25 protein-coding genes and 1 pseudogene are annotated in these 26,064 nt (G+C 68.0%); 1 reads left to right on the top strand and 25 read right to left on the bottom strand.

Annotated elements, in window-relative coordinates; translation table 11 throughout:
• Positions 1–16: 16 nt before the first annotated feature.
• The 15 genes from fliR to OCJ37_RS10695 form a co-directional block, all read right to left on the bottom strand.
• Positions 17–808 carry a flagellar biosynthetic protein FliR gene (fliR, locus tag OCJ37_RS10765; protein WP_263109398.1) on the bottom strand — a complete coding sequence of 264 codons (792 nt, stop codon included), beginning with the start codon at positions 806–808 and terminating at the stop codon, positions 17–19.
• A gap of 149 nt (positions 809–957) precedes the next feature.
• Complete coding sequence (locus OCJ37_RS10760; protein ID WP_263109397.1) at positions 958–1,227, bottom strand: flagellar biosynthetic protein FliQ; 270 nt, start codon at positions 1,225–1,227, stop codon at positions 958–960.
• A 4-nt stretch (positions 1,228–1,231) separates the two neighbouring features.
• Positions 1,232–2,059, bottom strand: a complete 828-nt coding sequence (fliP, locus tag OCJ37_RS10755; RefSeq protein WP_263109395.1) for a flagellar type III secretion system pore protein FliP — start codon at positions 2,057–2,059, stop codon at positions 1,232–1,234.
• A gap of 2 nt (positions 2,060–2,061) precedes the next feature.
• Positions 2,062–2,478 (bottom strand): flagellar biosynthetic protein FliO, encoded by a 417-nt coding sequence (gene fliO, locus OCJ37_RS10750; protein WP_263109394.1) that lies wholly within the window; start codon positions 2,476–2,478, stop codon positions 2,062–2,064.
• On the bottom strand, positions 2,475–2,819 hold the full coding sequence (fliN, locus tag OCJ37_RS10745; RefSeq protein ID WP_263109393.1) for a flagellar motor switch protein FliN: 345 nt from the start codon (positions 2,817–2,819) through the stop codon (positions 2,475–2,477). Before fliN ends, fliO begins: the two co-directional genes overlap by 4 nt.
• A complete protein-coding gene (gene fliM / locus OCJ37_RS10740; RefSeq protein WP_263109392.1) occupies positions 2,816–3,823 on the bottom strand; it encodes a flagellar motor switch protein FliM in 1,008 nt (335 codons plus the stop codon). Before fliM ends, fliN begins: the two co-directional genes overlap by 4 nt.
• A gap of 12 nt (positions 3,824–3,835) precedes the next feature.
• On the bottom strand, positions 3,836–4,363 hold the full coding sequence (locus OCJ37_RS10735; RefSeq protein WP_263109390.1) for a flagellar basal body-associated FliL family protein: 528 nt from the start codon (positions 4,361–4,363) through the stop codon (positions 3,836–3,838).
• A 178-nt stretch (positions 4,364–4,541) separates the two neighbouring features.
• On the bottom strand, positions 4,542–5,834 hold the full coding sequence (locus OCJ37_RS10730) for a flagellar hook-length control protein FliK (protein WP_263109389.1): 1,293 nt from the start codon (positions 5,832–5,834) through the stop codon (positions 4,542–4,544).
• The gene (fliJ, locus tag OCJ37_RS10725; RefSeq protein ID WP_263109388.1) at positions 5,831–6,298 is read right to left on the bottom strand and encodes a flagellar export protein FliJ; all 468 of its coding nucleotides are present in this window, start codon (positions 6,296–6,298) and stop codon (positions 5,831–5,833) included. Before fliJ ends, OCJ37_RS10730 begins: the two co-directional genes overlap by 4 nt.
• 3 nt (positions 6,299–6,301) lie before the next feature.
• Entirely contained in the window at positions 6,302–7,678 is a 1,377-nt protein-coding gene (locus OCJ37_RS10720; RefSeq protein ID WP_263109387.1) for a FliI/YscN family ATPase, read from the bottom strand.
• Positions 7,675–8,298, bottom strand: coding sequence for a FliH/SctL family protein (locus tag OCJ37_RS10715; RefSeq protein WP_263109386.1), 624 nt, complete (start codon positions 8,296–8,298; stop codon positions 7,675–7,677). Before OCJ37_RS10715 ends, OCJ37_RS10720 begins: the two co-directional genes overlap by 4 nt.
• Positions 8,295–9,284, bottom strand: coding sequence for a flagellar motor switch protein FliG (gene fliG / locus OCJ37_RS10710; protein ID WP_263113651.1), 990 nt, complete (start codon positions 9,282–9,284; stop codon positions 8,295–8,297). Before fliG ends, OCJ37_RS10715 begins: the two co-directional genes overlap by 4 nt.
• Positions 9,285–9,297: 13 nt before the next feature.
• Positions 9,298–11,010, bottom strand: coding sequence for a flagellar basal-body MS-ring/collar protein FliF (fliF, locus tag OCJ37_RS10705; RefSeq protein ID WP_263109385.1), 1,713 nt, complete (start codon positions 11,008–11,010; stop codon positions 9,298–9,300).
• Between the two features lie 11 nt (positions 11,011–11,021).
• Positions 11,022–11,384, bottom strand: a complete 363-nt coding sequence (fliE, locus tag OCJ37_RS10700; RefSeq protein WP_263109384.1) for a flagellar hook-basal body complex protein FliE — start codon at positions 11,382–11,384, stop codon at positions 11,022–11,024.
• A 267-nt stretch (positions 11,385–11,651) separates the two neighbouring features.
• Entirely contained in the window at positions 11,652–15,143 is a 3,492-nt protein-coding gene (locus tag OCJ37_RS10695; protein ID WP_263113650.1) for a glycosyltransferase, read from the bottom strand.
• A gap of 467 nt (positions 15,144–15,610) precedes the next feature.
• On the opposite strand from OCJ37_RS10695, the gene OCJ37_RS10690 reads away from it, so the two are divergent.
• Positions 15,611–16,528, top strand: a complete 918-nt coding sequence (locus OCJ37_RS10690; protein WP_263109383.1) for a hypothetical protein — start codon at positions 15,611–15,613, stop codon at positions 16,526–16,528.
• 66 nt (positions 16,529–16,594) lie between these two features.
• Here OCJ37_RS10690 and OCJ37_RS10685 read toward each other — a convergent pair.
• The 10 genes and pseudogenes from OCJ37_RS10685 to OCJ37_RS10640 all read right to left on the bottom strand — a co-directional run.
• Positions 16,595–17,037 (bottom strand): annotated as a pseudogene (locus OCJ37_RS10685) (glycosyltransferase); the annotation flags it as partial.
• A 169-nt stretch (positions 17,038–17,206) separates the two neighbouring features.
• Positions 17,207–17,761, bottom strand: coding sequence for a class I SAM-dependent methyltransferase (locus tag OCJ37_RS10680; RefSeq protein WP_263109382.1), 555 nt, complete (start codon positions 17,759–17,761; stop codon positions 17,207–17,209).
• The gene (locus OCJ37_RS10675; protein ID WP_263109381.1) at positions 17,758–19,635 is read right to left on the bottom strand and encodes a class I SAM-dependent methyltransferase; all 1,878 of its coding nucleotides are present in this window, start codon (positions 19,633–19,635) and stop codon (positions 17,758–17,760) included. Before OCJ37_RS10675 ends, OCJ37_RS10680 begins: the two co-directional genes overlap by 4 nt.
• 301 nt (positions 19,636–19,936) lie before the next feature.
• Positions 19,937–21,067 (bottom strand): FkbM family methyltransferase, encoded by a 1,131-nt coding sequence (locus OCJ37_RS10670; protein ID WP_263109380.1) that lies wholly within the window; start codon positions 21,065–21,067, stop codon positions 19,937–19,939.
• A gap of 7 nt (positions 21,068–21,074) precedes the next feature.
• Positions 21,075–21,692 carry an LbetaH domain-containing protein gene (locus OCJ37_RS10665; RefSeq protein ID WP_263109379.1) on the bottom strand — a complete coding sequence of 206 codons (618 nt, stop codon included), beginning with the start codon at positions 21,690–21,692 and terminating at the stop codon, positions 21,075–21,077.
• Positions 21,689–22,828: an aromatic ring-hydroxylating oxygenase subunit alpha gene (locus tag OCJ37_RS10660; RefSeq protein ID WP_263109378.1), complete on the bottom strand. Its 1,140-nt coding sequence runs from the start codon at positions 22,826–22,828 to the stop codon at positions 21,689–21,691. Before OCJ37_RS10660 ends, OCJ37_RS10665 begins: the two co-directional genes overlap by 4 nt.
• Positions 22,829–22,841: 13 nt before the next feature.
• The gene (locus tag OCJ37_RS10655) at positions 22,842–23,492 is read right to left on the bottom strand and encodes a NeuD/PglB/VioB family sugar acetyltransferase (RefSeq protein ID WP_263109377.1); all 651 of its coding nucleotides are present in this window, start codon (positions 23,490–23,492) and stop codon (positions 22,842–22,844) included.
• Positions 23,489–24,250 (bottom strand): SDR family NAD(P)-dependent oxidoreductase, encoded by a 762-nt coding sequence (locus OCJ37_RS10650; RefSeq protein WP_263109376.1) that lies wholly within the window; start codon positions 24,248–24,250, stop codon positions 23,489–23,491. Before OCJ37_RS10650 ends, OCJ37_RS10655 begins: the two co-directional genes overlap by 4 nt.
• 14 nt (positions 24,251–24,264) lie before the next feature.
• Positions 24,265–25,020, bottom strand: coding sequence for an SDR family NAD(P)-dependent oxidoreductase (locus OCJ37_RS10645; protein WP_263109375.1), 756 nt, complete (start codon positions 25,018–25,020; stop codon positions 24,265–24,267).
• A 2-nt stretch (positions 25,021–25,022) separates the two neighbouring features.
• Positions 25,023–26,063, bottom strand: coding sequence for a ketoacyl-ACP synthase III (locus tag OCJ37_RS10640; RefSeq protein WP_263109374.1), 1,041 nt, complete (start codon positions 26,061–26,063; stop codon positions 25,023–25,025).
• Position 26,064 lies beyond the last annotated feature (1 nt).

The raw sequence follows: 26,064 nt of genomic DNA, 5'->3' as shown, positions 1-26,064 counted from the left end.
GCGGGCGCGTCCGCGCCTAGGCGGTCACCTGCCGGGCGGCGTCGAAGGCGGCATCGAACAGGCGCTGCACCGGCGGCCCCATCTCGCCGACCAGCACCGCCAGCAGTGCCAGGCCCAGCACCACCGCCACCGGCAGGCCGAGCTGGATCGGGTTCAGCGCCGGCGCGGCCTTGGCCAGCGCGCCGAACGCCAGGTTCACCGCCAGCATCGCCACCATCACCGGCAGCGCCAGGGTCACCGCGCCGCGCATCATGCTCATGAAGAAATCCGGCGCCACCGAGGCCATCGCCTGCGCGTCCGGCAGCGCGTTGCCGATCGGCAAAGCCTTGTAGCTGTCCACCAGCAGCGCCACCACCGCCAGGTGGCCGTTGGCGGTGAAGAACAGCAGGCCGAAGGCCAGGTAGAACCATTGCCCGATCACCCCGGAGGTGACCCCGCGCAGCGGATCGGCCATCTGCGCGAAGCCCAGGCCGGTGCTCTGCGAGACCAGTTCGCCGGCCAGCGCGCCGGCCTCGAAGATCAGCCGCAGCATGAAGCCCATGCTCGCTCCGACCGCCAGTTCGCGCGCCACGCTCAGCACCACCCCGGCATCGAAGCCGTCCCAGTCCGGCACCGGCGGCAGCAGCGGCGCCAGCGCCATCGCCAGCGTCGCCGCCAGCATCACCCGGATCCGCGCCGGCACCGCGCGGGTGCCAACCAGCGGCATCACCATCAGCATCGCGCCGATGCGCAGCATGGTCCACAGGATCGCGCCGACCATCGCGAAGGCCTGCTGGCCATCGATGACCATTTGCGTGGCCGAATCCATCGCCGTCAGTTCCGGTCGGCGCGGCAGGGAACGCACGCGGCAAGCCGCCCGGCCGTGGCCGGGCGCACAGCGCGCTGCGTCATCGCGGGCTTGCTTGTCGACATGAGGGTTCCGTGGGGTTGCGCGGCGGGCGGTCGCGCCGAGCGGCGCTAGCCGATCAGATGCGGGATGCGCTGGAACAGCATCGTGGTGTACTCGACCAGGTGCGCCAGCAGCATGCTGCCGGTGGCGAACAGCATCGCGGTCAGGGTGACCACCTTGGCGACGAAGGCGATGGTCGGCTCGTTGAGCTGGGTGGCGGCCTGGAACACGCCGATCACCACGCCCACCACCAGCATCGCCAGCAGCAGCGGGCCGGCTACCCACAGCACGGTGATCAGGCCGCCGCGCAGTTCGGTCAACGCCAGTTCGGGACTCATCGGCTCAGACTCCGTTGAAGCTGGCGGCGAGGGTGCCGACGGTCAGCACCCAGCCGTCGACCAGCACGAACAACAGGATCTTGAACGGCGCGGAGATCAGCATCGGCGACATCATCATCATGCCCATCGACATCAGCACGCTGGCCACCACCAGGTCGATGATCACGAACGGGATGAAGATCAGGAAGCCGATCTCGAACGCGGTCTTCAGTTCGCTGGTGACGAACGAGGCCACCAGCACCGGGAACGGGATCGCGTCCGGGCCGCTGTAGGTGCCGTTGCCGGCCATGCCAGCGAAGGTCATCAGGTCGGCCTCGCGCACCTGCGCCAGCATGAACGCGCGCAGCGGCTGGGTGGTCAGGGTCCAGGCGGTCTGGAAGTCGATCTGGCCGTTGAGGTAGGGGCTCATGCCCTGGCCCCAGGCCTTTTCCCACACCGGCATCATCACCAGCGCGGTCAGGAACAGCGCCAGGCCCATCAGCACCTGGTTGGACGGGGTCTGCCCGGTGCCCATCGCCTGGCGCAGCAGGCCGAGCACGATGGTGATGCGGGTGAAGGCGGTCAGCACCAGCAGCATCGACGGCAGCAGCGTGATCGCGGTCATCAGCAGCAGGGTCTGCAGCGGCAGGCTCACCGGCTGCGCGCCGACCTTGCCGACGTTGACCTGCGGCAGCGAGGGCAGGGTCGGGGCGGCGTTCTGCGCGGCCGGCGCCGGCGCGGCCGGCGCGGCGGGCGCGGCCTGGGCCCAGCCCAGGGCCGGCAGCAGGCTCAGCGTCAGCAGGATCAGCACCAGGCGCAGACCGCGCGCGTAACGGTTCCAACGAAGCAACATGGTCATTTGTCCTTGCGCAGCTTCTGCGCCAGCAGCTGGGCGAAATCGGGGAGGTTCTTGAGCTGCTTGAGGTTCGGCAGCGACGGCGCCGGCGCCTGCGGCAGCGGCTCGGGCAGGCGATGCAAGGTGCGTACCCCGCCGGCCGACACGCCGAGCAGCAGCTGCTCGCCGTTGACGTCGACCACCACCACGCGCTCCTTGGCGCCGACCGCCAGGCTGGCCACCACGCGCAGGCCGTCGGCCGGGCGGAAGCCGCTGCCGGGCAGGCGCTTGAGCACCCAGGCCATGCCCAGGATCAGCCCCAGCACCAGCAGCAGGGCCAGCACCGCACCGAACAGGCTGGGCGGCGACGGCGCGGCGCTGCCGACCCCCGAGGCGGCCTTGGCCGCCTGGGTGGCGGCGGCGAGCAATGGGTTCACCGCAGTCTCCGGATGCGTTCGGTGGGGCTGACCACGTCGGTCAGGCGCACGCCGAAGCGGTCGTTGATCGTCACCACCTCGCCGTGCGCGATCAGGGTGCCGTTGACGTACACGTCCAGCGGCTCGCCGGCGCCGCGCTCCAGCTCCACCACCGAGCCCTGGTTGAGCTGCAGCAGGTTGCGGATCGGGATGCGGTTGCGGCCCACTTCCAGCGACAGCGTCACCGGCACGTCCAGGATCATGTCCAGGTTCAGGTCGTTGCCGATGCCGCCGCCTTCGGTCTCCGGCTGCAGGCTGTCGAACTGGGCCGGGACGGCCTCGGGGATTTCGTTCTGGCTCATGACGCGTCTTCCTGGAAGGCGGGGCGGCGGCGCAGCGCGCCGGGGGGTTGGTTGGAGGTGATCTTCACGGCGTTCTGGCCGCGCGAGATGCCGAATTCGCCGGTGAACAGCGGGATGTTCTCCACGCACAGCGGCACCTGCTTGGGCAGCTCGATCGGCAGCACGTCGCCGATCTTCAGCTTGGTCAGCTCGCGCAGGGTCATCTGCTTTTGCGCCAGCACGCTGGAGATGGTGACCTCGGCGGTGTTGAGCTGTTCGCGCAGCATGATGTTCCAGCTCTCGTCGCGGTCCACGCGGTCGCTCTGGATGCCGGCGTCGAGCAGTTCGCGGATCGGTTCCAGCATCGAGTACGGCAGGGTCACGTGGATCTCGCCGCCGCCGCCTTCCAGTTCCACATGGAAGCGGCTGACCACCACGTACTCGCGCGGGGTGACGATGTTGGCGAAGTGCGGGTTGACCTCGGAGTTGATGTATTCGAACTCCACGTCCATCACCGGCGCCCAGGCCTCGTGCAGGTCGGCGAAGGTCTGCTTGAGCATCAGCTGGATCACGCGCATCTCGGTCGGGGTGAATTCGCGGCCTTCGATGCGGGTGGGGTAGCGGCCGTCGCCGCCGAAGAAATTGTCGACCACGGTGAACACCAGGGTCGGCTCGAACACGATCAGGCCGGTGCCGCGCAGCGGCTTGAACTTGATCAGGTTGAGGTTGCTCGGCACGTACAGCGAGTGCATGTAGTCGTTGAACTTGATCAGGTCGATGCCGCGCACCGACAGGTCGGCCGAGCGCCGGATCAGGTTGAACAGGCCGATGCGGCACAGCCGCGCGAAGCGCTCGTTGACCATCTCCAGGGTCGGCATGCGCCCGCGGATGATCCGGTCCTGGCTGGAGAAATCGTACTGGCGCGCTTCGCCCGGCGCCGGCGGCGGCGGCTCGGTGTCCACCACGCCGACGTCGACGCCGTGCAACAGCGCATCGATCTCGTCTTGGGAAAGCAGGTCGGTCATCGGGGCGGCGCCTTACTGGGTCACGAAGCTGGTGAACAGCAGTTCTTCGATGCACTTCTTGCCGGTCTCGGCGGTCATCAGCTTCTGCGCGTCGGCCAGCGCCGCGGCCTGCAGCTTCTTGCGCCCGGCGATGTCGGCGATGTCCTGCGCCTGCACCTGCGAGAACAGCATCAGCAGGTGCGCGCGGATCGCCGGGGCGTTCTCGGTGATCAGCTTCAGTTCTTCCGGGTCGCGGGTCATCAGCTGCACTTCCATCTGCAGGTAGTGCGGGCCGTCCTCGGCGCTGCCGTTGAGGTTGACCACGAATGCCGGGTCCATCGCGAAGTACTGCGCCGGCTTGGGCAGCTCGGCGGTCTTGGCCGCGGCTTTGGCATGGGCGGCATCGGGCTTCTTCAGGAAGAACCACGCGCCGGCGCCGCCGCCGCCGAGCACCAGCACCGCGGCCACGACGATGATCAGCAGCTTCTTCTTCGACTTGCCGCCCTCCGGGGCGTCCTTGGCGTCGGCGGGTTTCTTCGATTTGTCGGCGGCAGCGGCCACGGATGGCTCCTTAGGGGGTCTCTGCCCCTAGGGATGCAATCGGCGTGCCGAAACGGCGGGGTGGGCTTGCCGGATATTTGACGGCGGCCGCAGCGGCCTTCGAAGGCCGTGCCGAAAGGGTTTCGACCCCGACCCGGGGCGGCCCGACAGGGGCCGACCCCCTCCTGCAGGAAGCGGCCTAGGCGTAGGCGTCGAGCAGGCCGCGCTGGCGCAGCACCACCGACGGAATCCCGACGCTGCCCAGCACGTCATCGCCGGCGGCATCGCTGCCGCCCGCCACGGCGCCCTGCGGGGCGTTCTGCGCGGGCTGCTGGTGCTGCTGGCCGACGTCGGCCTGGCCGAGCTGGAAGCCATGCTGGCCGAGCATCTCGCGCAGCCGCGGCAGGCTGTTCTCCAGCGCCTGGCGCACGTCGGCCTGGGCGCTGCTGAAGCTGGCGTTGACCTGGTCGCCGCTCAGGTGCAGGCGCACCTCGACCGGGCCCAGCTCGGCGGGGCTGAGCTTGATGTGGGCGTGGCCGATCTTCTGGTCGGCCAGCCAGCTCACGCGCGCGCCCATCGCATCGTCGAAGTTGTCGCCGTGCAGTTGCGGGGTGGGGGTCGGCGAGCCGGTGAACGGCGCGGCGCTGTCGGCGGTGCGCGTCGGGGCCTGGATCCCCGGCGACGCCACGAGGTTGATCGGATCGGTGCCGGTGCCGGCGGCAGCGCCGCCGTTGTCGCCGGCCTTGTCCGCGACGGCGCTGGCCAGCGCCGCCAGCGCGGCGACCGGCGCCGCGGCGTCGCCGCCGCCGACCGCCTGCGCGGCGGCCCCGGCGACCTGCGCCAGCATGCCGCCGAAGCTGCCGGCGGCGACCGCGGCGCTGGCCCCGGCCGCGCCCGGCGTGGCCGCGGCGGCGCCCGCAGCACCCGCCGGAGCGGTACCGGGCAGGGCCGGCGCGTCGCCGCCGAGCAGCGCGGCCACGCCCTTGGCCGCGGCGCCGGCGACGCCGATCGCCAGCCCGGCGGCCGCGCCCAGCGGGCCGGCGCTCGCCGCCGGCAGCGCCGCGCCCAGCGCCGGCAACAGGCCCAGGCCGATGCCGGCCAGGCCGGCCGGCGGCCAGCCGGCGTCTTCCTCGGTGTCCTCGTCCTGCTTGGCGTCGGTGGTCTTGGCGTCCTTGGCCGGCGCCTTGGTTTCCTCGCTGCCCTTGGCGTTGTCGCGCGCGGCCTGGGTGCCGGCCTGCGCGCTGCGCGCCGGCTCGCTGGCCTTGTCGTCCGCCGCCTCGGGACGCTTGTCGGCGGCATCCTTGTCGGCGGCGGCCTGCGGCGACTTGGCGGCCGGCTTCGGCGCCGGCTTGGGCGCGGCCGCGGGGCCATCGTTGCCGAGCAGCCTGGCGAAGTCCTGGCCGCCGCTGCGGTCCTGGCCCTGCGCGTCGGCACCGCCGCCGGGCAGGCTGGCGCGGCCGTTGCCGCCCAGGGCGGAAAGCGCGTTGTTCATCGGTTGTCTCCGTGTTCGGTGTCGCTGTCGGCCGCGGCCACCGCCAGGCGCACCCGGCGCGCGCCGAGGTCGTCCATCTCGCGCTGGCTGCGGCGGTCGTCGACCTTGCGTTCCTGGGCGCGGTAGCTGGCCGCCAGTTGCTCCAGCACCTGCTTGTCGCGGCTGGCCAGCAGCAGCCGGCTGCGTTCCATCTCCACCTTCTCGCGGTTGCGGTCCACGGTCTGGCACTGCTGCTGCACCGCGCTCTCCAGGCGGTCCAGGAACGCGCGGCGGTTGGCCAGCTGCGCCAGGCTGGTCGCGGCCATCTGGCTGTTGGCGTATTCCTCGGCGTAGCGGCGCAGTTCCTCCAGCCGCGACTCGTGGGTCTCCAGCGCGCGCTGGCGCTCGGCCAGGTCGCGGGCGACCTCGTCCTCGTGCTGCTGGGCGCGGCGGAGCAGGGGATCGATACGCTGTGATTGCATCATGGCTTAGTTCTCACGTTCGACCAGCCGCTTCAGCGCGGCCTGGCTGTGGGGCAGATCTGCGGCCTTGGCGACGTCCTGTCCGAGGAATTCCATGATCTCCGGCCACCGCTCCAGCGCCTCGTCCACCGCCGGATCGTTGCCGCGCTGGTAGGCGCCGATGGTGATCAGGTCGCGGTTGGACGAGTACGCCGAGACCAGCCGCTTCAGCGCGCGGATGCGCAGCCGCCACGGCTCGTCGGCGATGTCCTGGACCACGCGGCTGACCGAGGATTCCACGTCGATGGCCGGGTACAGGCCGCTGTCGGCGACCCGGCGCGACAGCAGGATGTGGCCGTCGAGAATGGCGCGCGCGGCGTCGGCGATCGGATCCTGCGGATCGTCGCCTTCGGTCAGCACGGTGTAGAAGGCGGTGATCGAGCCGCGGCCCTTGGCGCCGTTGCCGGCGCGCTCGACCAGCGCCGGCAGCTTGGCGAACACCGACGGCGGGTAGCCGCGGGTGGTCGGCGGCTCGCCGACCGACAGGCCGATCTCGCGCTGCGCCTGGGCGAAGCGGGTCAGCGAGTCCATCAGCAGCAGCACGTTCAGGCCCTGGTCGCGGAACCATTCGGCGATCGCCGTGGCGCGGTAGGCGCCGTGCAGGCGCGCCAGCGGCGGGCGATCGGCCGGGGCGGCGACGACCACCGCGCGGCGCAGGCCTTCCTCGCCCAGCGTGGTCTCGACGAAATCGCGCACTTCGCGGCCGCGTTCGCCGATCAGCCCGACCACGATCACGTCGGCGGCGGTGTAGCGGGTCATCATCCCCAGCAGGGTCGACTTGCCGACGCCGGAGCCGGCGAACAGGCCCACGCGCTGGCCACGGCCGATCGGCAGCAGCGCGTTGATCGCGCGCACGCCCACGTCCAGCGGGGTGGTGATCGGCTCGCGCGCCAGCGGGTTGATCGACACGCCGGCCATGCCCACCGAACCTTCGGCGCGGATCGGGCCCTTGCCGTCCAGCGGCACGCCGTCCGAATCGATGACCCGGCCGAGCAGGCCTTCGCCCACTTCCACGCCGCCGCGGCGGCGCACCGGCACCACCCGCGCGTTGGGCAGCAGGCCGTAGGTCTCGGCGCTGGGCATCAGCGAGGTGCGGTCGCCGGAGAAGCCGACCACTTCGGCGTCGACCCAGCCGCCGTCGACCTCGACCTTGCAGGTGGCGCCCATCGGCGCCTCGCAGCCGACCGCTTCCAGGGTCAGCCCGACCGCGCGGCGCAGGATGCCTTCGCGGATCAGGCCGCGGCCGGCGGCCGCGTCCAGATCGAGCTGGCCCAGGCGCGAGGCCAGGCGCAGGTTGCGCGCGTCCAGCCAGTCGGCCGGATGGGTGCCGGACAGCGCGCTCACAGGCCCGCTCCGGACTTGCGCATCACCGTCTCCAGCGCCGCGCGCAGGCGCGCGTCCAGGGTGCCGTCGATGCGCACCGCTTCGGCGTGCACGCGCAGGTCGCCGCGGCTCAGGGTCAGGTCCGGCACCAGCCGGGTGCCGTCGGCCATCAGCGCCAGCAGCGGGGTCAGCGCGGCGATGTCGTCCGGGTGCAGCCGCACCTCGACCTCGCGGCGCGCGCCGCCGACCGCGTCCAGCGCCTCGCCGACCAGGTCCGACAGCAGCGCCGGATCGGCCTCGTAGGCGCGCCCGACCAGGCTGCCGGCGATGCGCACGGCCAGTTCGCCGAGCGCGCCGACCACTTCGTTCTCCAGCCGCGCCAGCGGCCGCGAGAAATTGTCCAGGATGCCTTCGATCTGCGCGGTCAGGCGGCGGATCTCGGCCTGGCCCTGGGCCAGGCCCTCGGCGTGGCCGCGCTCGAAGCCCTCGTGCTGCGCGGCGGCCTCGATCGCCTGGATGTCCTCCAGGCTCGGCGGGCGCAGCACCGGCTCCTCGGGCAGCGCCTGCTCCTCGAACTGCGGCTCCGGCAGCGGCGCCACGTTGAGCTCCGGGGCCAGCCAGCGCACCACGTTGCCGCTCATACCATCGCCTCCGCACCGGCGCCGCCGAGGCTGATCACGCCTTCATCGGCCAGCCGGCGCACGATCGCCAGGATTTCCTTCTGCGCGCCTTCCACGTCGGCCAGGCGCACCGGGCCGCGCGCTTCCATGTCCTCGAGCAGGATCTCGGCGGCGCGCTGGGACATGTTCTTGGTGATCTTCTCGCGCACCTTGATGTCGGCGCCGCGCAGGGCCAGGCCGAGGCGGTCGCCGCTGACCTCGCGCAGCAGGGTCTGCAGCGCGCGGTCCTCCAGCTCGACCAGGTTGTCGAAAACGAACATCAGGTCCTGGATGCGGGTGCTGAGCTCGGCGTCGATCTTGCCGATCGCCGCCAGCACGCCCTGGTCCTGGCCGCTGTCCATGAAGTTGAGGATGTTGGCGGCGACCTTGACCCCGCCGACGTTGGACGACTTCAGGTTCTGGTTGCCGGAGAACTGCCGCTCCATGATCTCGTTCAGCTCGTTCAGCGCGTTCGGCGGGATGCCGTCCAGGGTGGCGATGCGCATCAGCACGTCGGCGCGGGTGCGCTCGGGCAGCAGCTTCAGCGCCTCGGCGGCCTGGTCGCTGTCCAGGTGGGCCATGACGATGGCGATGATTTGCGGATGTTCGTTGCGCACCAGGTCGGCGACCGCGCGCGGGTCCATCCACTTGAGCGTGTCCAGGCCGGTGGTGTTGCGGCCGAGCAGGATGCGGTCGATCAGCCCGCCGGCCTTGTCCGCGCCCAGCGCCTGCACCAGCACGTTGCGGATGTAGTCGTCGGCGCCCACGCCCAGCGAGGTCTTGCTGCCGAGTTCGGAATTGAACTCGTCCATGACCTTCTCGACCTGGTCGCGCGAGATGCCGCTCAGGGTCGCCATGGCGATGCCGATCTTCTGCACCTCCTTGGGGTCCATGTGCTTGAGCACCTCGGCCGCGTCGGCTTCGCCGAGCGACAGCAGCAGCACCGCGGCGCGCTGGGTGCCGTTCATCGCGGCGTTCGCATCAGGCTTCATTGGCGACCCATCCCTTCACGACTTGCGCAACACGCTTGGAATCCTGCTTGACCGCTTCGCGCGCCAGGCGCAGACGCTCCTCGTAGGCGTCGGGCAGGGCGATCGCCGCGGGACGGGCGCCGCCGGCGATGCGCGCGGTGTCCTCGGCCAGCGACGGCAGCAGCGGGTCCTCATCGTCCAGCATCGACACGTCGGCGTTCTGCGGTTCGGACTTGTCCTTGCCCTTGGCCGGCGCCGGGCCGGCGATCTGGCGCAGCGCCGGGCGCAGCACGCCGAACAGCAGGGCCAGCACCACCGCCGCGCCGAGCAGCAGGCGCAACGCGTTCATCACCCGCGGATCTTCCCACCAACCGGGCTTGTCCGCCGCTTCCGGCGCTTCGCGCACGAACGGGGCGTTCATCACCGACACGGTGTCGCCGCGCTCGGCGTCGAAGCCGACCGCCTGCTTGACCAGGCCTTCGATCCGGGTCAGTTCGGCGGCGCTGAGCGCCTGCTCGACCGTCTTGCCCTTGGCACCCGGCCGCGGCACGTGGTCGACCAGCACCGCCACCGACACGCGCTTGATCCGGCCCGGCGGCTGTCGGGTGTGCTGCAGGGTGCGGTCCAGCTCGTAGTTGCGGGTCGCGCTCTTGGAACTTTCGGTCGGGGTCGCGGCGGCGGCCTGCTGGGTCGCGCCGGGGGCGGCGCCGGCGGCACCTGCGGCAGGCGCCGGCTGGCCGGGCACGGCCGCGCCGGGCGGGGAATTGCTGGTCGCGCCGGGCACGCCCTGCGGGCCGGCCGCGGCGGTGCTGCTGTCGCTGACCTGCTCGCTGCGCAGCTTCGGCGGCTCGCCGTTGTACAGCTCGCGCGCTTCCTCGGTGACCGAGAAGTCCATGTCCACGCTGACTTCCGGGTTGACCCGGCCGGGGCCGGTCATCGGCTCCAGCAGTTCGCGGATGCGTTGGTTATAAGAAGCTTCCTGGCGCCGCACCTGCTCGAACTGGGCCGCGTTCAGGGCCGCGTCGCTGTTCGGGTCGGCGATGGTCAGCATGCGCCCGCTCTGGTCGACCACGGTGACCCGTTCCGGCGACAGGTCGGGGATGCTGGAGGCGACCATGTTGACGATCGCATCGACCTGGTTGCGTTCCAGGGTGGTGCCGCCGCGCAGTTCCAGCACCACCGAGGCGCTGGCCACCTCGCGCTGGCGGGTGAACGCGCTGGGCTTGGGAATGGCCAGGTGCACCCGCGCCTCGCGCACCGGGCGCAGGCTGGCGATGGTGCGCGCCAGTTCGGTCTCCAGCGCGTGCTGGTAGCGCGCGTTCTCGACGAACTGGCTGACGCCGAAGCCCGGGTCCTTCTCCATCACCTCGAAGCCCATGTTGCCGGTGTCGGTCAGGCCGGAGCCGGCCAGCTTCAGGCGCGCATCGTAGAGCTTGTCCTCCGGCACGGTGATCGCGCCGGTGGCCGGGTCGAGCTTGAACGGGATCTGCGCGGTGCGCAGCAGGTCGGTGGCCTCGGCCGTGCCCTTTTCGTCCAGGCCGGTGTACAGCGGGGTGTAGGCCGGCTTCTGCGACCAGAAGAACACGAACAGGCCGGCGGCCACCGCCACCGCGATCATCGCCATCAGGCCGATGCGGCGGGTGATCTGCAGGCTCTGCAGGCGATCGAACCAGGCGCCTGCCTTTTCGCCGTTGAGGGTTTCTTTGCTGAGCGCAAGGGCCATCGTCGTCTACCTTACAGCGGCATGTTCATCACGTCCTGGTACGCCTGGACGAGTCGGTTGCGGACTTCCACGGTGGCGCGGAACGCCACCTGGGACTGTTGCGCGGCCATCATCACCTTGGCCAGGCCGGCGTTGGGGTCGCCCATTTCGAAGGCCTTGGCCAGATCGCCGGCCTTCTGCTGGGTCTCGTTGACGCCGCTGATCGCGCTGCGCAGGGTTTCGCTGAAGCTCGGGCCCTGCGTGCCCTGGGTCCCGGTCAGGCCCTCGATCGCATTGCTGCGCCCGGCATCGGCCACCTGCGCAGGCGCGGCCTGGCCGACCTGGCTCTGGTAGCTGCGGATCTGCGAGAGGATGGAACTGATGGAGTCGCTCATACGGGGATGTCCATGCCAGGGCGGCTACCCGGGATGGATGCAAGCGGTGTGCCTAAACTGCAAGGCCGCCGGCGGCGGCCTGCATGGATTGGCGAATGCGCGGCGCATCGTGCCGTGCGACGGACGGAAACGGCCGGCGTCGGCTTCCCGACGCGGCGCGGCTGCGGCGCCGAACCCGCCGGTGCCGGCCGATTGACGCGCCGATGCGGCGCGGGCCCGGCGAGGATGCCGATGCAATGCGGGTGCCGTTCCCGGCGGCGGCTGTGCTCAGTCCGGCAGCCAGGCCGCGCGCCAGGCCTGCAGGTTGGCGCCGTCCAGCATCCAGTCGCGGCGCACCGCCGCGTGCAGCGCCGCGCCAGCCGCGGCACGCGCCTGGGCATCGGCCAGGTGCATGCGGATCGCGTTGACCCAGTCGCGGAAGCGGTTCTTGACCAGGGTCGCCGGCAGCGCGCCCTGGTACGGCGCCAGGTCGCTGGCCACCACCGGGTAGCCGCAGGCGCCGTATTCGAGCAGGCGCAGGTTGCTCTTGCAGCGGTTGAACAGGTTGTCTTCCAGCGGCGCCAGCGCCAGGTCCAGGCGCAGCGCGGCCAGGGCCTGCGGGTAGCGTTCGAAGTCCACGCCCGGGTGCACCTCGGCCACGTGCGGGCGCAGCCGCTCCGGGCACATGCCCATGAACACCCAGTGCACCTCGCCGGCCAGCGCCTGCACCACGTCGGCGATCAGTTCCAGGTCGCCGGTGTGGCTGGCGCCGCCGGCCCAGCCGACCCGCGGCTTGCCGCCGGTGGCAGTTCTGGCCGTCAAGGGCAGCTCGCCCCACATGCGCGGATCCAGCCGGTTGAGGACCACGCGGATGTCCGCATGCAGGCCGGCGAGGGCATCGGCCAGGGCCGGGGTGGACACCACCACCCGGTCCACCAGCGTGGCGGCGCGGCGCAGCGAGCGCAGCACGTCCTTGGGCATCTGCTCGCGGTGCACGCTCTTCAGCGGCAGGTTGGGCAGGTAGTCGTCCAGTTCGTAGACCTTGAACGCGCTGGAGAAGCGGCCCATGCGTTCCATCTTCGCCAGTTCCGCGTCGCCGACCCGGCGCTGCACGACCACCGCATCGGGAGCGACGCGCGCCATCTCCACCGGATCGAGCAGCCGCGCGTAGTAGACGCCGTCGATCCGGCCGGCCTCGGCCAGCGCCTGGAACGGCTGGATCACCCGGTAGTGGCCGCTGCCGAAGGCGTCGCCCGGGTGCGCCAGGATCCGCGGCAACGGCTTCCACGACAGCGGCTGCCAGGAGAACTCCGATTCGCCCAGCTTGAAGCCGCCCGCCTGCTCCAGGCCCAGGCTCGGCGAGTACGCCGGGTCGTGCGCCAGCGCCGGCAGCCAGCGCTGCAGCAGGGCGTCGTCGGCGCTTTCCGGCCGTGGCGGCGCCGGCGGTTGCAGCAGCAGCGCCTCGGGCGTCCAGACCGTCCATTCGCCCAGCGCCGCCGCGCGCAGGCACAGGTCCACGTCGGCGCCGCCGTCGGCGAAGCCGGCCGCGTCGAACCCGGACAGGCGTTGGAACAGTTCGCGCCGCACCAGCATGCAGCGCTCGGACACCGCGCTGTAGCGGTGCGCCACCTGCAGCCGCCCCAGGTAGCCGGCCTGCGCCATCGGCTCGCCGGCGAAGGCATGGCCGGCGCCGGGCAGCAGCCCCGGCAGCAGCCCGGCGTGGCTGATGGTGGCGTCCGCGGACACGCCCTTGGCGCCGACGATGCCGACCTCCGGGCGCTGCGCGTGGTTCATCAGCTCGTGCAACCAGCGGCCCTGGACCACGGCGCTGTCGGCATCCAGGAACAGCAGGTAGTCGCCCTGCGCCTGGGTCGCGGCGAGATTGCGCGCCTCGGCCGGCGCGACCCGCTGCTCCAGCGCGAACACGCGGATGCGGCCGTTGCCCAGCTCGGCCACCGCCTGCAGCCACTGGCCGACCGCCGGCGAGGTGCTGGCGTTGTCGACCAGCAGCAGTTCGTAGGCGGGGTAGGCGGTGTGCTCGAGCAGGCCGACCACGAGGCGTTGCAGTGCCGGCAGATTGTCCTGGGCGATGCTCACGATCGAGACCGGCGCCTGCTGGGCGTGGGCGTAGTCGATGCGATGCAGGCCGCCGGGCAGAACCTCGACCCTGGCGTCGGCGTAGCCGCGTGCCTGCAGGTGGCTGGCGACCGCATGCCGGCGTGCCTCGGCGCCGGCGGCGGCATCGGCCGGCGGCGCGATCAGCAGCGGCTCGGGCAGGTGCGCGATGCCGGCGCCGGCGTCGCGCAGGAACAGGCGCAGGATCAGCTCCAGTTCGCTGGCGCCGTCGTGGGCGGGATCGAATCCGCCCAGCTCCTGCACCAGCGCGCGGCGGAAGACCCAATGGCCGGCGGTGGCCAGCGGATTGCCCAGCAGCAGGTCCAGATCCGGATCCGGGCGCAGCACCGGCGCCAGCGTCTGCCCGTCCAGCGCCAGCCACTCGTCGGCGTACAGCGCGCTGCACTGCGGATGCTGCGCCAGTTCCAGCACCAGCCGCAGCAGGCCGCCGGCGCAGAAGCGGGTGCCGGCGCTGGCGCGCAGGAACCACTCGGCGTCGCCGAGTCCGGCCAGCGCGGCGTTGCGGCCCGCCGCGTCCTGGCCGGGCGCCAGCGGCAGGTGCCGGACCCGCGCATCCGGCCACGGCGTGGCCGCCGGGTCGCCGAGCACGGCCACGCGCAGCGTGGCGAAGGCCACACCGTCCAGCAGCAGGCTGCGCAGGCTCGCCTCCAGCGCGGCCGCGTCCGCGCCGCGCGCATCGAGCAACACCGCGATCGTCGCGCCGCCGCCCAGTTCCGCCAGGCGCGCCTCCAGCAGCGCCTGCTTGGCCGGCGGCAGCTGCCGCCGCGCCTGCCAGTCCAGCAACGCCAGCTGCGCGCGGCCGCGCGCATACGCGGCCTGGATCGCCTGCAGCAGGTCGACCGGCTGCGCCTCGCCGCCGTCCAGCGCGGCGACGCGGACCAGGCGCGCGTCGCCGTCGCCGCGGTACCAGCCCATCGCACGCACGCCGCGGCGGAAATCCTCGTGGCCCTGGTCGCCGATCCCCGGCCGGTCGCGGCCGGCCTGGCTGAATTGCTCCTGCGACACGCGGAAGCGGGTCAGCGGCCTGGCCAGCAGCGCCAGGTTGCCGCGGTGCAGGAGCTTGGCGTACAGGGCCAGGTCGCCGACCCAGTGGATCGTGCGGCCATCGAGCATCATCAACTGGTCGCCGATCTCCACCAGGTCCTGGCGCCGGCACAGCACGCAGCTGGGCTCGCCGATGAAGTTGATGGTGTGGTCGGCGAGGAAGGACAGCAGTTCGGGGCCGTCGAGCACCACGTCGCCGGCGAACGGGAAGCTGGTGGCGTGGATGTCGGGCAGCGGCGCATCGTCGCTGCCGATGCGCTGCCGGCGCGACGAGGCCAGCACCACATTCGGGCCCGCCTGCATGGCGTGGACCAGCGCGGCGACGCAGTCCGGCTCCAGCACATCGTCGTCGTGCAGGAACTTGATGTACTCACCCTGGGCCAGGCCGATGCCCTTGATGGTGCTGCCTAGCTCGCCCAGGCGGCTGGGGTTGCGCTGGTAGCGGATCGGGAAGCGCGCCGCGGCACGCTTGCGCTCCACCGCCGCGGCGATCGTGCCATCGGGGTTGTCGTCGCAGATCACCAGTTCCAGCGCCGCGTAGGTCTGCCCGAGCACGCTGTCCAGCGCTCGCTCGAAGTACCGGAACTTGTAGGCCGGCATGACGATGCTGACCAGGGGGGTGGGAGTCATGCAGGGCGGACCGTGTTCGAGGGTTGGACAGCTGGGACTCATGGCATTGTCGAGGATTCGGCAGCCACACGCATACAGGCATCGGCGGGAGCGTGATCCGTCACTTGAAATATGCGTACTTTGATTGCTCGGCGCGAGGCTGCTGAGTTCAGCCAAGCCTGAAATGCGCAGAGGCGCGAACGGCTGCGCCGATGCCGACCATCAAATGGGGGTTGGTTCTCAGTAATCGATCAATGCCAATGGTAAGTTGGGCCGCAAATCGCCACTGGAGAATGACGACATCCCGACATTATTAAATATTCATGGCCAAGATACTCTCCGCTATTGGAGGATTCATGAATTTCCGAAGAATTTTTGTTTTTACAATCATCGTCATGGTGGCAGGTAAGTTTTAGGATAATACACTTCGCAATTAAATATTTGAGGGGTTTAATATCATGCCGGATGCAATCTCGGGCGCCAATATTTATGTAAAAAGCGGTACGCGCGCGCAGTTTGATGCTGCTGCGGCGGCTGGTGAACTCGCTGCCAGCGAGCCATATTTCATCAGTGATGAAGGTCGGTTCGCGATGGGTACTAGCGCGAATAGCTACATTACTTACGCCATTGCCTTGACTCAGGATTTGTCTTTGTACGTCTCCAACACGGGCAGTGATTCCAATGATGGGCTAAGCGCTGCGACGGCATTCCAAACGATACAGCATGCTGTGACTGTGCTGCGGACACGTTATTTGTTATGCGGATATACGGTAATTATCAATGTCGCAGACGGAACCTACGTGGAAAATGTTGTGATGGGTAGCGTGACAGGTGGCGTCGTGCGGTTTGTAGGTAGCACATCTGCTATTTGGCGTAATACCGCGGGATACCTCCTTACGCTGGGTGACGGTAACACGGTTCAGGTTTCTGGTTTCACTTTAGGTGGAGGGGACACAGTAAACGGCATCTCGGTCACCAATAGAGCGTTGTGTACTTTCCAGGGCGGTCACGTGTTTGCAGCAATGACCCGCAACCAAATCCTCGTCTCGCGCAATGGTGTTTGCATCGTATCAGGCAACTACAGTATCACTGGAGGTGGTTCTTTCCATTATTTGGTAGTCGATGGCGGTCAACTAATTAATTTTGGCATTAACGTTACCTTGATAGGTACGCCGGCTTTTACTGGTTCTTTCGCTAGCGTTGGTCGTTTGGGTAGCATAAATGGCGGTGACTTCGTATTTACGTTCTCCGGAGCGGCCACGGGCCAGCGGTATGGAGTCAATACGAATGGGGTGATTTGGGTTAACGGGAAAGGCCAAAATGTATTTCCAGGAAGCGTGGCCGGGAACGTTAATACTGGCGGGAGTTATTCCTGATATTCATACCTCGCGGTGGCTATTCGGTCTCATAAAGACTTGAATCGCCCAGGTCCAGCACGCCTGGCGCCGGCGCAGCACGCAGTTGGGCTCGCCGATGAAGTTGATGGTGTGGTCGGCGAGGAAGGACGGCAGTTCGGGGCCGTCGAGGAGCACATCGCCGGCGAACGGAAAACTGGGGGGCATGGATGTCCGCCAGCGGCGCATCGTCGCCGTCGATGTACTGCCGGCGCGAGGAGGCCGGCCCCAGCACGTCATCATCGGGCAGGAACTTGACGTACTCGCCCTCGGCCAGGGCGATGCCCTTGATGGTCCTGCCGAGCTCACCAGGCGGACCGGGTTCTTCGTGTAGCGGATCGGGAAGCGCGCGTCGCCGCGCCGGTGCTCCACCGCCGCGACGATCGTGCCATGGGGATTGTCGTCGCAGATCACCAGTTCCAGCGCCGGATAGGTTTGCCCGAGCACGCTGTCCAGCGTCCGCTTGAAGTAGCGGAATTTGTAGTCAGCATGACGATGCTGGCCAGGGCGTTGGAAGAGAGGGGGCGTCGTCGGGCATCGGTGTCATCGGTGCAGCAGCGGAGGAGGTGTCAGGTCGAGCTCAAGCGCTTGCGAGGTTGCGGCATCGCCACCGGTCAGTGCCGCTCTCGTGACGACGATCACGAGTGGTCGCTCGCGCCATCACGCTTCCGGAACGTCGGCTTCCCGAACGCCAGGATCAGCGTCCTTTCGCGCAATCAAGTTCAGGTGCCAGGGATCGCTGTCCGGGCCGTCCAGCAGCCTGCGCACCGAGGCAAAGCCGACGTCAGTGAGGACGGCAGTCAAGGATTGCTCGCTGTAGCCCCAACGATGCGCATCCTCCCGGTCGCCGCCGCGCGCCTCGTCGCGCCATCCCCAGAAACCAGCGAAGGCATGCAAGTTCTGGTCTGCCAGGGTGCTGCGCTCCAGGCCAAGCAACTGGCGAGCGTGGAACAGGATGTCAGGGACCACCACGTGAAGCACGCCTGCCGGCGCAAGCAGTTGGTGCCAGTGCCGCAGTGTTTCTCGCGCTTCGTTCGGGTCGAGGTGTTCCAGCATATGCCGCGAATAGATCTCGGCGACGCTGCCGGGGGCGACGATCGCGATAGCCCCGGCATGGCAGACATGATCGGTTGCCTGCGTCTGCCGGGAGTCGATGTTGATGTAGCCGTCGAGTCGTATCGAGGCACAGCCGATATGCAGCTTTGGCGCGTTCATAGGTTGGTGATCGCACAGACGACATGGCTGACGTTTCCGTGCCGGATCGAAAGATCCAGGATCCGGTAGTCGGGCGATTGTTGCCTGAAGAGGTAGAGCCACACGTCAGGCGGAAATATCGAGACATGGCTGTGACCATCGTCGTAGCACGCGATCACGTGGAAGTTGAAACGGGCGGTGTCGTGCAACGAACGTATCAACGTGGGTAGCTCGCGAGTCTGGATATGCTCCAGCACGTCTGCCGAGCAATTCAGGTCGACGTGTTCCAAGGAGGAACTGGTGAGATCCTGTTGGCAGAACTCGATGTTGTGACCTTGCGGAAAATCCGGCGACCTGGCCCAGTCCAAGCCGATGACGCGGGGCACCGACTTGGCGATCTCCGCAACGAAGGCTCCGTTACCACAACCAACCTCACGCACGTGCGCGAAGCGGCGTTCGGCGAGCAGGCTCGCATACGGCATCAGCCAGTTGTTGCGCTGGAACAGCGCGTTGTTCTCGTGCAGGCTCTGGTAATACGCCGCATCCAGGACTTTGTCGATGTATTCGGCGGGAGCACTGTTCTCGAGCAACGCCTGGTCGATGGATGGATACGTCGAGGCGAGGCGCGAATAGAGTGCGATCGACAGCTTCTTGTGCAGTTCTACTTCCTGCTGTGCGCCTTTCCTGAAGCTTGTTTGATTGCCGATCGCGCCGCCTTCCAGCGCCTGTTCGATCTGCTCGACGCGCTGTTGGACCAGTCCGCCGCCCGATCGAGTGAACGACTCGTAGGGAAAGCTACGCTCCCAGGTCAGGACCTTGGAGTAATCCCACCAATGGTCCAAGGTTTCGCGCGCGTGATGGTGCATCAGCGCCGGCAGCTCGCTCAATCGCGGCGGCGCGCGCTCGGGGGCCAGGATTTGGTGCCAAAAACCAGGCGACAAGAACGACTTGAAGTGGATCTGTTGGTAGTCCTGCGTACTGGTTGCGTCGGCTGGCGCAAGCGCCACGAACGGCTCGAACAAGGTATGTGCCTTCTTGTCGAACCAAACCGCTTCCTGGAGCAGTCCGGACGAGATGCCGACCAGTTCGAGATCGTCCTGCGTGCTCAGCACCTGGTAGGCATTCTGCAGGCAAACGCTCGCGGCCTTGCCGGTGATACGCTCAAGCGCGGTACGTTCTTGCTGGGCGAATTCACCCGCGAAGGGGTGCGGCTTGTATAGCAAGCGCCGCGATGCGCACAGCTGTTTCAGCTGCTCGGCAAAATCCTCGCAACGCAGCGAGCGGCCGTCCGTGGTGAGTAGCGACGCGTCGTAAGGGACCTGGCCGACGAACAGCATGGCCCCGTCCAGTTCGGGGAAGGCATAGCCGCGTTGTTCCCGCATCCTGCGCTGATGCATACGCACGTTGGCGGACAGCACGGCGGCCTCCATGCGCAGCTCCTCTGCTAGCACCACATGCTCGGCGATACGTCGGGACAGAGCCGGATCGGCGCCACGCAGCGCGATGTACAGATCGCGCCCGAAGCGCAGCGGGGAGATGCGGATATCGAGGAAGGCGATCCGCTGTTGCGTGCACAGGTCGGCCAGCCACGGCGGCATTTCGAAGGAAAGCACCAGGTCGCTGCCGTGCAAGTGTTGCAACAAGTAGTCGCGCGCCTGCACGGTGATCTGGTGATAGCGCGTGGGCCAGTTGCCGCCGCCTTCCAGTGCCAGCTGCCGGAACCGGGTGACGTCGAACCCATGCCCCAGCCCGCCCGACGTCGCAACGCCAGGGGGGGCGCCGATATCGACGCCGCAGCCCTGGCGGATCGGCTCCCGGATTAGATCAAAGAATGCGTCGGGGAACGCGCGCGTTTCCCTGATCAGATCTGGCAGCAGGACAATTTTCAATGTCATCCGTGGTGGTCCATTGTGGATGGCGCACCGCAGTGTGTTGCGATGTTGCCGAAAGCTCAAGGAATGGCGCAGGGCAAGGTATGGAGGGCGGGCCTGCAACCCTGATGCAGGATTCATGCCTGTCGATGGTTTGTTGGGATGCCGCAGATGGTGCGCCGCGCGACGCCGCCTGTGTCGGCTCAGGGCAAATGCATCCACCTAGGGAGGCCGCCTGTTCACCGCGTTGCAGTCGATGCGACCGCAAGCTTGCTGATGGTCATTCCAGCCCGGTGGCCCCAGACCTGTCGGCTTGTACGGTGGCTCACTCCACGTAGAGGATGGTGTCGTAGAAGAACATCGAGTAGTGGCGCAGCCGTAGGCGCGCGTTCGGATAGATCTGGTCGAGCACGGCGACGATGTCCAGCAGGTCCAGGGCATGGTGATAGCAGGTGATGGCCATACGCGGACGGCATTTGCCGATCAACTCCGCCGCACCGCGTAGTACCTGCGGCTCGAAGCCCTCCACGTCCATTTTCAGCAGAGTGACCTGGTCGAGCACATCGTCCAGGCGCGCGCCTGGGACCTGGACGCTGCCGCCGGCTTCGACGCGGCTGCCCATGTTGCCGCTAGCCGAGAACGCCAGCGGGTGCCCGGAGTCGGACGCGGCGAGGTTGTGCAGGACGGTGCGGCCGCCATCGGCAACCAGATTGCGCTGCATGGCGACGAAATTGGCCGGGTCGGGCTCGAACGCATGGATGGAGGCGTAGGCGTGGCGGCTGGCGATCCTGAATTTTTTCACCGTATCGCCGTCGTAAGCGCCGATATCCACATAGTGTTCGTCGACGCCGAGCCGGATCGGATGCGCGTCGGCCCGGAATACCGAGAAGTATTCCTGCTCCAGCGGACAGATGACGTCGAGCAAGGCACGTCGATCGCCGTTCGTCCGCAGCTGCAGCAATGCGTCCAGCGTCTGCGCGCTCAGCGCATCGGCAAAACGTCCGCGCAAGGCGGCGAACTGTATTGCATGCGCCAGCGTCTGCTCGCGCGTCACCCGGCCGGTCTGATAGACAAGCGTGATATCCAGCGCATACAGCAGTTCAGGTAGGTCGATTTGGCGGCCGTTGCCGCCGCTCGACAACTCGTCGAAGTGCAGCCAGACCGAAAGTGAGTTTGCGCAGTTCACCGTTGGCAGGTCCGCGAACCTTGCCTCGGTCCGGTAGGCCTGCGTCGGCAGCACCTCGTCGAAGCCTGCGGCCGCCGCGCCTTGCGCATGCAACGTGTCGTCCAGCGCGATCATCCTGGTACCCGGCGACAACCTGGCGAGCGCGGTGGCCACGCGCGTGGCATAGATCCGGCCCAGATGGGAGCTGGGCGCCAGGAACAAGACGCCGTCGGCCTTGGTGCAGGCATCGAGCAGGTCCGGTTCGCTACAACGGTGGGTCAGGATATTCATGGTGTCCTCAAGTCAGGATCTGCGCGCCCTGCGGCATCAGGGCGTCGTAGAAACAGCGGTCTGGCAACAGGTCTGGCAGCTCGCCAGGCAATAGCCATTCGCAGTGCCGGCCCACTTTCGCCTTATCCCGCGCGATGCTGCCGCGGCCTAGCGTGCTGCCTTGGCCAACCTCCACGCCGTGCCCGAGGTGAACGCCGGCATGCAGCGTCACGCACGCAGCCAGGCGCACGTCCCGTTCGACGATCACCTGCCGCTCCAGCCAGCTGCCGGGGCCGATGCGGGTGCCGGACGCCAGGTTGCAGCCCGGCCCGACATGCACGTTGCCCATCAGCCGCACGCCGGCATCGACGTGGGCATGCGGCGAGACCAGATCGATCACGCGGTAGCCGGCCAGGCGTACGTCGGCCAGTAACTTGTGGCGCGCATGGTTGACCGCGCGTTCGTCGAGCGCGACGAATACCTCGGTGGCGTCGGCGGCGTAGCCCGCCAGCAATTCGCCGAGATCGAAGTTGTAGTGGTCGGCTGCGGTCAGCTGCAGACACGCATGGGCCAGTCCGCAGTCGTGCGCGGTACGCTGCGCCTCTTCCAACGCGGCGCCTTCGCCCAGCAACACGAGCGACTTCATGCCGGCTCTCCCAGCACGTTGGCGCGATACCACAGGTGCTGCCGCACCAGCTGCGTTTCGTAGTCGCCGTGCATGAAGCGCGGCGAATGCGCGCCGAAGCCGGCCTGCATGCGTTCCAGCAGCACCGTGTCCTCGGCGATGACGGTGCGCTCGCCGCGGATCAAGTTGCTCAACAGCGCGGTGAAATCAGTGTGCTCGCTCTTTCGGCGCGCGGTCATTACCCACAGGTGGTAGTCGGTTTCGTGCGCCGACACCGGGTCGTACTGTTGCAGCAGGAAGTACTCGCCGCGCACGCTGCAGAAGTTCACGTTGGGATAGACGAACCAGTTGTAGTAGGCCGATTCCTCGCCGTAGACGTCGCACAGCGCGCGGAACCAGTTGTCCTGCGGCGTGATTGGCGCCTTGACCGGAAAGCTCAGTTCGCTCAACGCCGGGCACGCAGACGCCTGTAGGAGCTGCACCACTGCGGAGGGCACGTCCGCGGCGCGCTCGACGCCGGCGGAGGGCTTGCTCGCCTCCATCATCAGTGGGCTGAACGTCTTGGGATGAACGAACGGGACATGGTTGTAGTCCTTGACGTTCTCCATGTTCAACTTCCAGTTGTAGCGCACGCGGTGGCAGCTGTAGATGATCTGCGTATCCAGGTGCGAGGCCGCGTTGCGCAGGTTCTCCAGATAGTCCGGCGCGAATTGTTCCTCCAGCGGCAGCGGGTCGTCGGAAAAATTCACGAACAGCAACTGGCCGACCTGTTCCAAGTGAAATCGGGTCAGGCAGATGCCGGCTTTCTCTTCGGCACTGAACTGGTACAGGCCGGAGTTGGGTATCCCGCGCAACTCGCCCTCGGGGCCGAACGACCAAGCGTGATAGGGGCAGACCAGCGGGCGCTTGCCCTGCGCTTCGATCTGGATCGCCGACTGGCGATGCGGGCATTGGTTGAGGAAAGCGCGGATGCCCGCATCGGTGCGCTGGACCAACACCGGCACGCCGCCCACCTGGCGCGAGAAAAACTGGTTGCGTTCGCGCACCATCGAGGAAAAGCCGACGAAGTTCCACAGCTTGCCGAACAGCCTCTGCTGTTCCAGCCGCAGGCTGTGCTCGCTGATGTAGTGCTCGGCATCGAGTGCATGGCGGGGCATGGTGCGGGGCCTGCTATTTGCTGAAGATGGTGCGCGCGGGATTGCCGGCCACGGTGACGTTGGGCGGAACGTCCCTGACTACCACACTGCCGGCACCGATCACCGCGCCGTCGCCGACCGTGATCCCCGGGATCAGGGTGGAATGCGGATGGATGACCACATCGCTGCCGATGCGGACGCCCCCGCCGATGAACACGAAATTGCCGATCTGCACGTAGTCGCCGATCGTCACGTCGTGGCCGATGATGGTGGTTGAGAGCACGGTGACGAATTCGCCGAGTTGGCTGTCCGCGCCGATCGACACGCCTGGCTCGAACAGGCTGCCGCGCCCGATCCGGGTCGCTGATGCCTCGCGCAGGCCTGGACGCAGCACCATGAAGTACGCACCTTTTTCAAGCAAGGCCTGGGTGTAGCGACGGCGCACTGCGGGGTCGCCTAGCGCGCAAACAAAAATGTCGCCTTCTACCGGTTGATAGGTGTGCGGACTACCGATGATCGGCCATCGCGTCGTTTGCTCCAGTTCGGCGCGATCGTCCAGAAAACCCTTGATGTCCCAATCCCGGCCGAACGCCGGATCGTCGTGAAAAGCTATGGCCGCAACGCCCTTGCCGAAGCCACCGGCGCCCACGATCAAGACATGGCCAAACGAGGATGGTCTGTTCACGCGAATTCCACGCCCCCGTCCATGCTGAACGCCTGTCCGGTGACCTTGTGGCTGGCATCGGACAGGAAGTACAGGCAGGCCAGGGCCACGTCATCCGGCTGTCCGATGCCGAGCGGATAGCGTTTGCGGCTTTCCTCGAACCAGCTCTTGTCCTCGGTGATCAGCGTGGTCTCCACCAGCCCCGGGCACAGCGCGTTGGCGCGGATGTTGCGCCGTGCCAGCTCCAGCGCCAGCGGCCGCAGCGTGCCGACCAGCGCCGCCTTCGAGCCGGCGTAGGGACCGACGCCGACGGTTCCGGTCAACGCGGCAATGGAGGAGATGAAGACGATGGAGCCGCCGGCGCGAATGGACTGGCGCGCGAGCAGATGCCGGGTCAACATCATCGGCGCGACGTAGTTGATGTCCAGCACTTCCTTGAGGAAACCTTCGCCGACCAGCTTCATCGGCGCCAGGCCGCGGATGCCGGCGCTGTGCACCAGGCCGTCGAGCTTGCCGCTCTCCGCGGCCAGCCGCTGCAGCGTGGCGGCATCGCTCAGGTCGCCGGCGAACAGCCGGTGGCCGCTGCCGTCCAGCGACGCCAGCACCGCTTCCAGGCGCGCCATATCGCGCCCAGCCAGCAGCACGCTGGCGCCGGCGGCGGCGCAACTGCGCGCGACCGCCTGGCCGATGCCCTTGGACGCGCCGGTCACCAGCACCGTCTTGCCCTGCAGGCCATACATGCCGCGCAAGAGCGCGGAGGCGGCATCGAAGGAAGGCATAGAGGCTTGGTCTGTCATAGGCGGATCGGCAGGGAGATCCCGCCATCAATGGTCAAGGTGCTGCGGGTGATCCAGCGGCTCGCGGCGGAAAGCAGATACACGGCCCCCTTGGCGATGTCGTCCGGATCGATGCGGCCCAACGGGGTCAGGCCGATCTTGTCGTCCATGTCCGCCGCGGTTCCGAGTTTTTCCAGCATGGGCGTAGCGACATAGCCCGGCGCGATGCAGTTGGCGCGGATGCCATTTTTTGCCTGCTCCAGCGCCAGTGTGCGCACTGCCGCTTCCAGCGCGGCCTTGGACGCCGCATAGCCCGCCGCCGCCTGCGGCGCGGCGCGTGCCGACAACGCGGACACGAACACCAGCGAGGCGTTGTCGCGCAGGCGGCGCTTGAACAGCAGCTGCTGGGTCAAGGTGATCGGCGCCAGGTAGTTGACCGCCAGCATTTGCTGCAGATGCTCTTCAGCGGCCATGCGGAACGGCACCAGTGCGGCGACCCCGGCGCAGGACACCATGCCATGGTAGCCGTCGGCGGCATCGAGCAACTGCTGCCGGGTCTGCGCGTCGGTCAGATCCCCGACCACGCTGCCATGGCCGGCGCCTTCGAGTGAGTCGGCCACGGCCGCCAGGCGCGTGGCATCGCGACCGGTGATGACCAGTCTGGCACCTAGGCGCGCGCACAGTCTGGCAGTGGCGGCGCCGATGCCCGAGGAGGCGCCGGTCACCAGCACGACTTTGTCCGTCAGACTGAATGCCTCGGTGGAAGCCGCCATCGTCACGATTCGATCAGATCGGGAAACACCGCACCCTCGATATCCACCAGGCAGCTGCCCCACGACAGGCCGATGCCGAAGCCGCACAGCAGCACGCGCTTGCGTCCCGACTCCAGTTCCTTGTTGATGCGCGCGGTCATGGTCACCGGCAGCGAGGCGCCGCTGGTGTTGCCGAAGTCGGACAGGGTCGAGGGCACTTTCTCCGCCGGCAGGCCGAGCTTCTTGCGTATGGTCTCGTTGATCATCCGGTTGGCCTGGTGGAACACGAAGTAGTCGATCTGGTCCTTGGGCACACCGGTGTAGTCGAGCAGCTTCTGCACCGCCGGCGGTACCCGCTGGGTGGAGAAGCTCAGTACCGCCACGCCGTCCAGCTGCAGATCCACGCCGCGGTGCCAGTAATCGTTCTCGTCGGCACGGAACGGTACCAGATGCTGGATGCCGACCGGCTCGCGGTGCCCGCCCACCGGCAGGATGATCGCCTTGTAGCCGCTGCCGTCGCTGTTGAGGTCGAAATACATCGGCGGCGCATCGGCGCTGAATTCCAGCGCGGTGGCGGTGCCGGAATCGGAGAAGATCGGGTCGTCCAGGGTGGCACTGCGGTCGCCGACCAGCAGCAGGCCCTTCTTGACTCCGCCGGCGGCGATCATCGAGCCGAGCAGGTTGATGCCGAACGGGTAGGCCGAGCAGCCCAGGTTGACGTCGAAGGCGACGGTGGCGTGCGACAGGCCCAGGCGGTCCTGCAGGATGATCGCGGTGGCCGGGATCGGATAGTCCGGCGACTGGGTGACCACGATCAGCGCGTCGATCTCCTCGCGCTGCCATTGCAGCCGTTCCAGCAGCACCTGCGTGGCATCGAACGCCAGGTCGGAAAAGCACTGCCATTCGGGCGCCATGCGTCGGGTCTCGATGCCGATGTTGCGCACCAGCCGCTCGCGCTCGGAACGGATCTGCGGCCGGCAATCGGTCAGGTTGGAGACGACGCGCTTGGGCACGCAGGTCGCCATGCCGGCAAAGCGCACGTTGTGCAGCGTGGAGGTCGGCATG

Source organism: Xanthomonas sp. AM6, from assembly GCF_025665335.1.
Classification (GTDB): Bacteria; Pseudomonadota; Gammaproteobacteria; order Xanthomonadales; family Xanthomonadaceae; genus Xanthomonas_A.
This window is presented reverse-complemented; position numbering and strand designations above follow the sequence as displayed.

What these genes read in the sequence shown, in the direction of transcription:
- fliR (WP_263109398.1), bottom strand. Translation starts at nt 808, where the DNA reads ATGGATTCGGCCACGCAAATGGTCATCGATGGCCAGCAGGCCTTCGCG.
- OCJ37_RS10760 (WP_263109397.1), bottom strand. Translation starts at nt 1,227, where the DNA reads ATGAGTCCCGAACTGGCGTTGACCGAACTGCGCGGCGGCCTGATCACC.
- fliP (WP_263109395.1), bottom strand. Translation starts at nt 2,059, where the DNA reads ATGTTGCTTCGTTGGAACCGTTACGCGCGCGGTCTGCGCCTGGTGCTG.
- fliN (WP_263109393.1), bottom strand. Translation starts at nt 2,819, where the DNA reads ATGAGCCAGAACGAAATCCCCGAGGCCGTCCCGGCCCAGTTCGACAGC.
- fliM (WP_263109392.1), bottom strand. Translation starts at nt 3,823, where the DNA reads ATGACCGACCTGCTTTCCCAAGACGAGATCGATGCGCTGTTGCACGGC.
- OCJ37_RS10730 (WP_263109389.1), bottom strand. Translation starts at nt 5,834, where the DNA reads ATGAACAACGCGCTTTCCGCCCTGGGCGGCAACGGCCGCGCCAGCCTG.
- fliJ (WP_263109388.1), bottom strand. Translation starts at nt 6,298, where the DNA reads ATGATGCAATCACAGCGTATCGATCCCCTGCTCCGCCGCGCCCAGCAG.
- OCJ37_RS10715 (WP_263109386.1), bottom strand. Translation starts at nt 8,298, where the DNA reads ATGAGCGGCAACGTGGTGCGCTGGCTGGCCCCGGAGCTCAACGTGGCG.
- fliG (WP_263113651.1), bottom strand. Translation starts at nt 9,284, where the DNA reads ATGAACGGCACCCAGCGCGCCGCGGTGCTGCTGCTGTCGCTCGGCGAA.
- fliF (WP_263109385.1), bottom strand. Translation starts at nt 11,010, where the DNA reads ATGGCCCTTGCGCTCAGCAAAGAAACCCTCAACGGCGAAAAGGCAGGC.
- fliE (WP_263109384.1), bottom strand. Translation starts at nt 11,384, where the DNA reads ATGAGCGACTCCATCAGTTCCATCCTCTCGCAGATCCGCAGCTACCAG.
- OCJ37_RS10695 (WP_263113650.1), bottom strand. Translation starts at nt 15,143, where the DNA reads ATGCCGGCCTACAAGTTCCGGTACTTCGAGCGAGCGCTGGACAGCGTG.
- OCJ37_RS10690 (WP_263109383.1), top strand. Translation starts at nt 15,611, where the DNA reads ATGCCGGATGCAATCTCGGGCGCCAATATTTATGTAAAAAGCGGTACG.
- OCJ37_RS10680 (WP_263109382.1), bottom strand. Translation starts at nt 17,761, where the DNA reads ATGAACGCGCCAAAGCTGCATATCGGCTGTGCCTCGATACGACTCGAC.
- OCJ37_RS10675 (WP_263109381.1), bottom strand. Translation starts at nt 19,635, where the DNA reads ATGACATTGAAAATTGTCCTGCTGCCAGATCTGATCAGGGAAACGCGC.
- OCJ37_RS10670 (WP_263109380.1), bottom strand. Translation starts at nt 21,067, where the DNA reads ATGAATATCCTGACCCACCGTTGTAGCGAACCGGACCTGCTCGATGCC.
- OCJ37_RS10665 (WP_263109379.1), bottom strand. Translation starts at nt 21,692, where the DNA reads ATGAAGTCGCTCGTGTTGCTGGGCGAAGGCGCCGCGTTGGAAGAGGCG.
- OCJ37_RS10660 (WP_263109378.1), bottom strand. Translation starts at nt 22,828, where the DNA reads ATGCCCCGCCATGCACTCGATGCCGAGCACTACATCAGCGAGCACAGC.
- OCJ37_RS10650 (WP_263109376.1), bottom strand. Translation starts at nt 24,250, where the DNA reads ATGCCTTCCTTCGATGCCGCCTCCGCGCTCTTGCGCGGCATGTATGGC.
- OCJ37_RS10645 (WP_263109375.1), bottom strand. Translation starts at nt 25,020, where the DNA reads ATGGCGGCTTCCACCGAGGCATTCAGTCTGACGGACAAAGTCGTGCTG.
- OCJ37_RS10640 (WP_263109374.1), bottom strand. Translation starts at nt 26,063, where the DNA reads ATGCCGACCTCCACGCTGCACAACGTGCGCTTTGCCGGCATGGCGACC.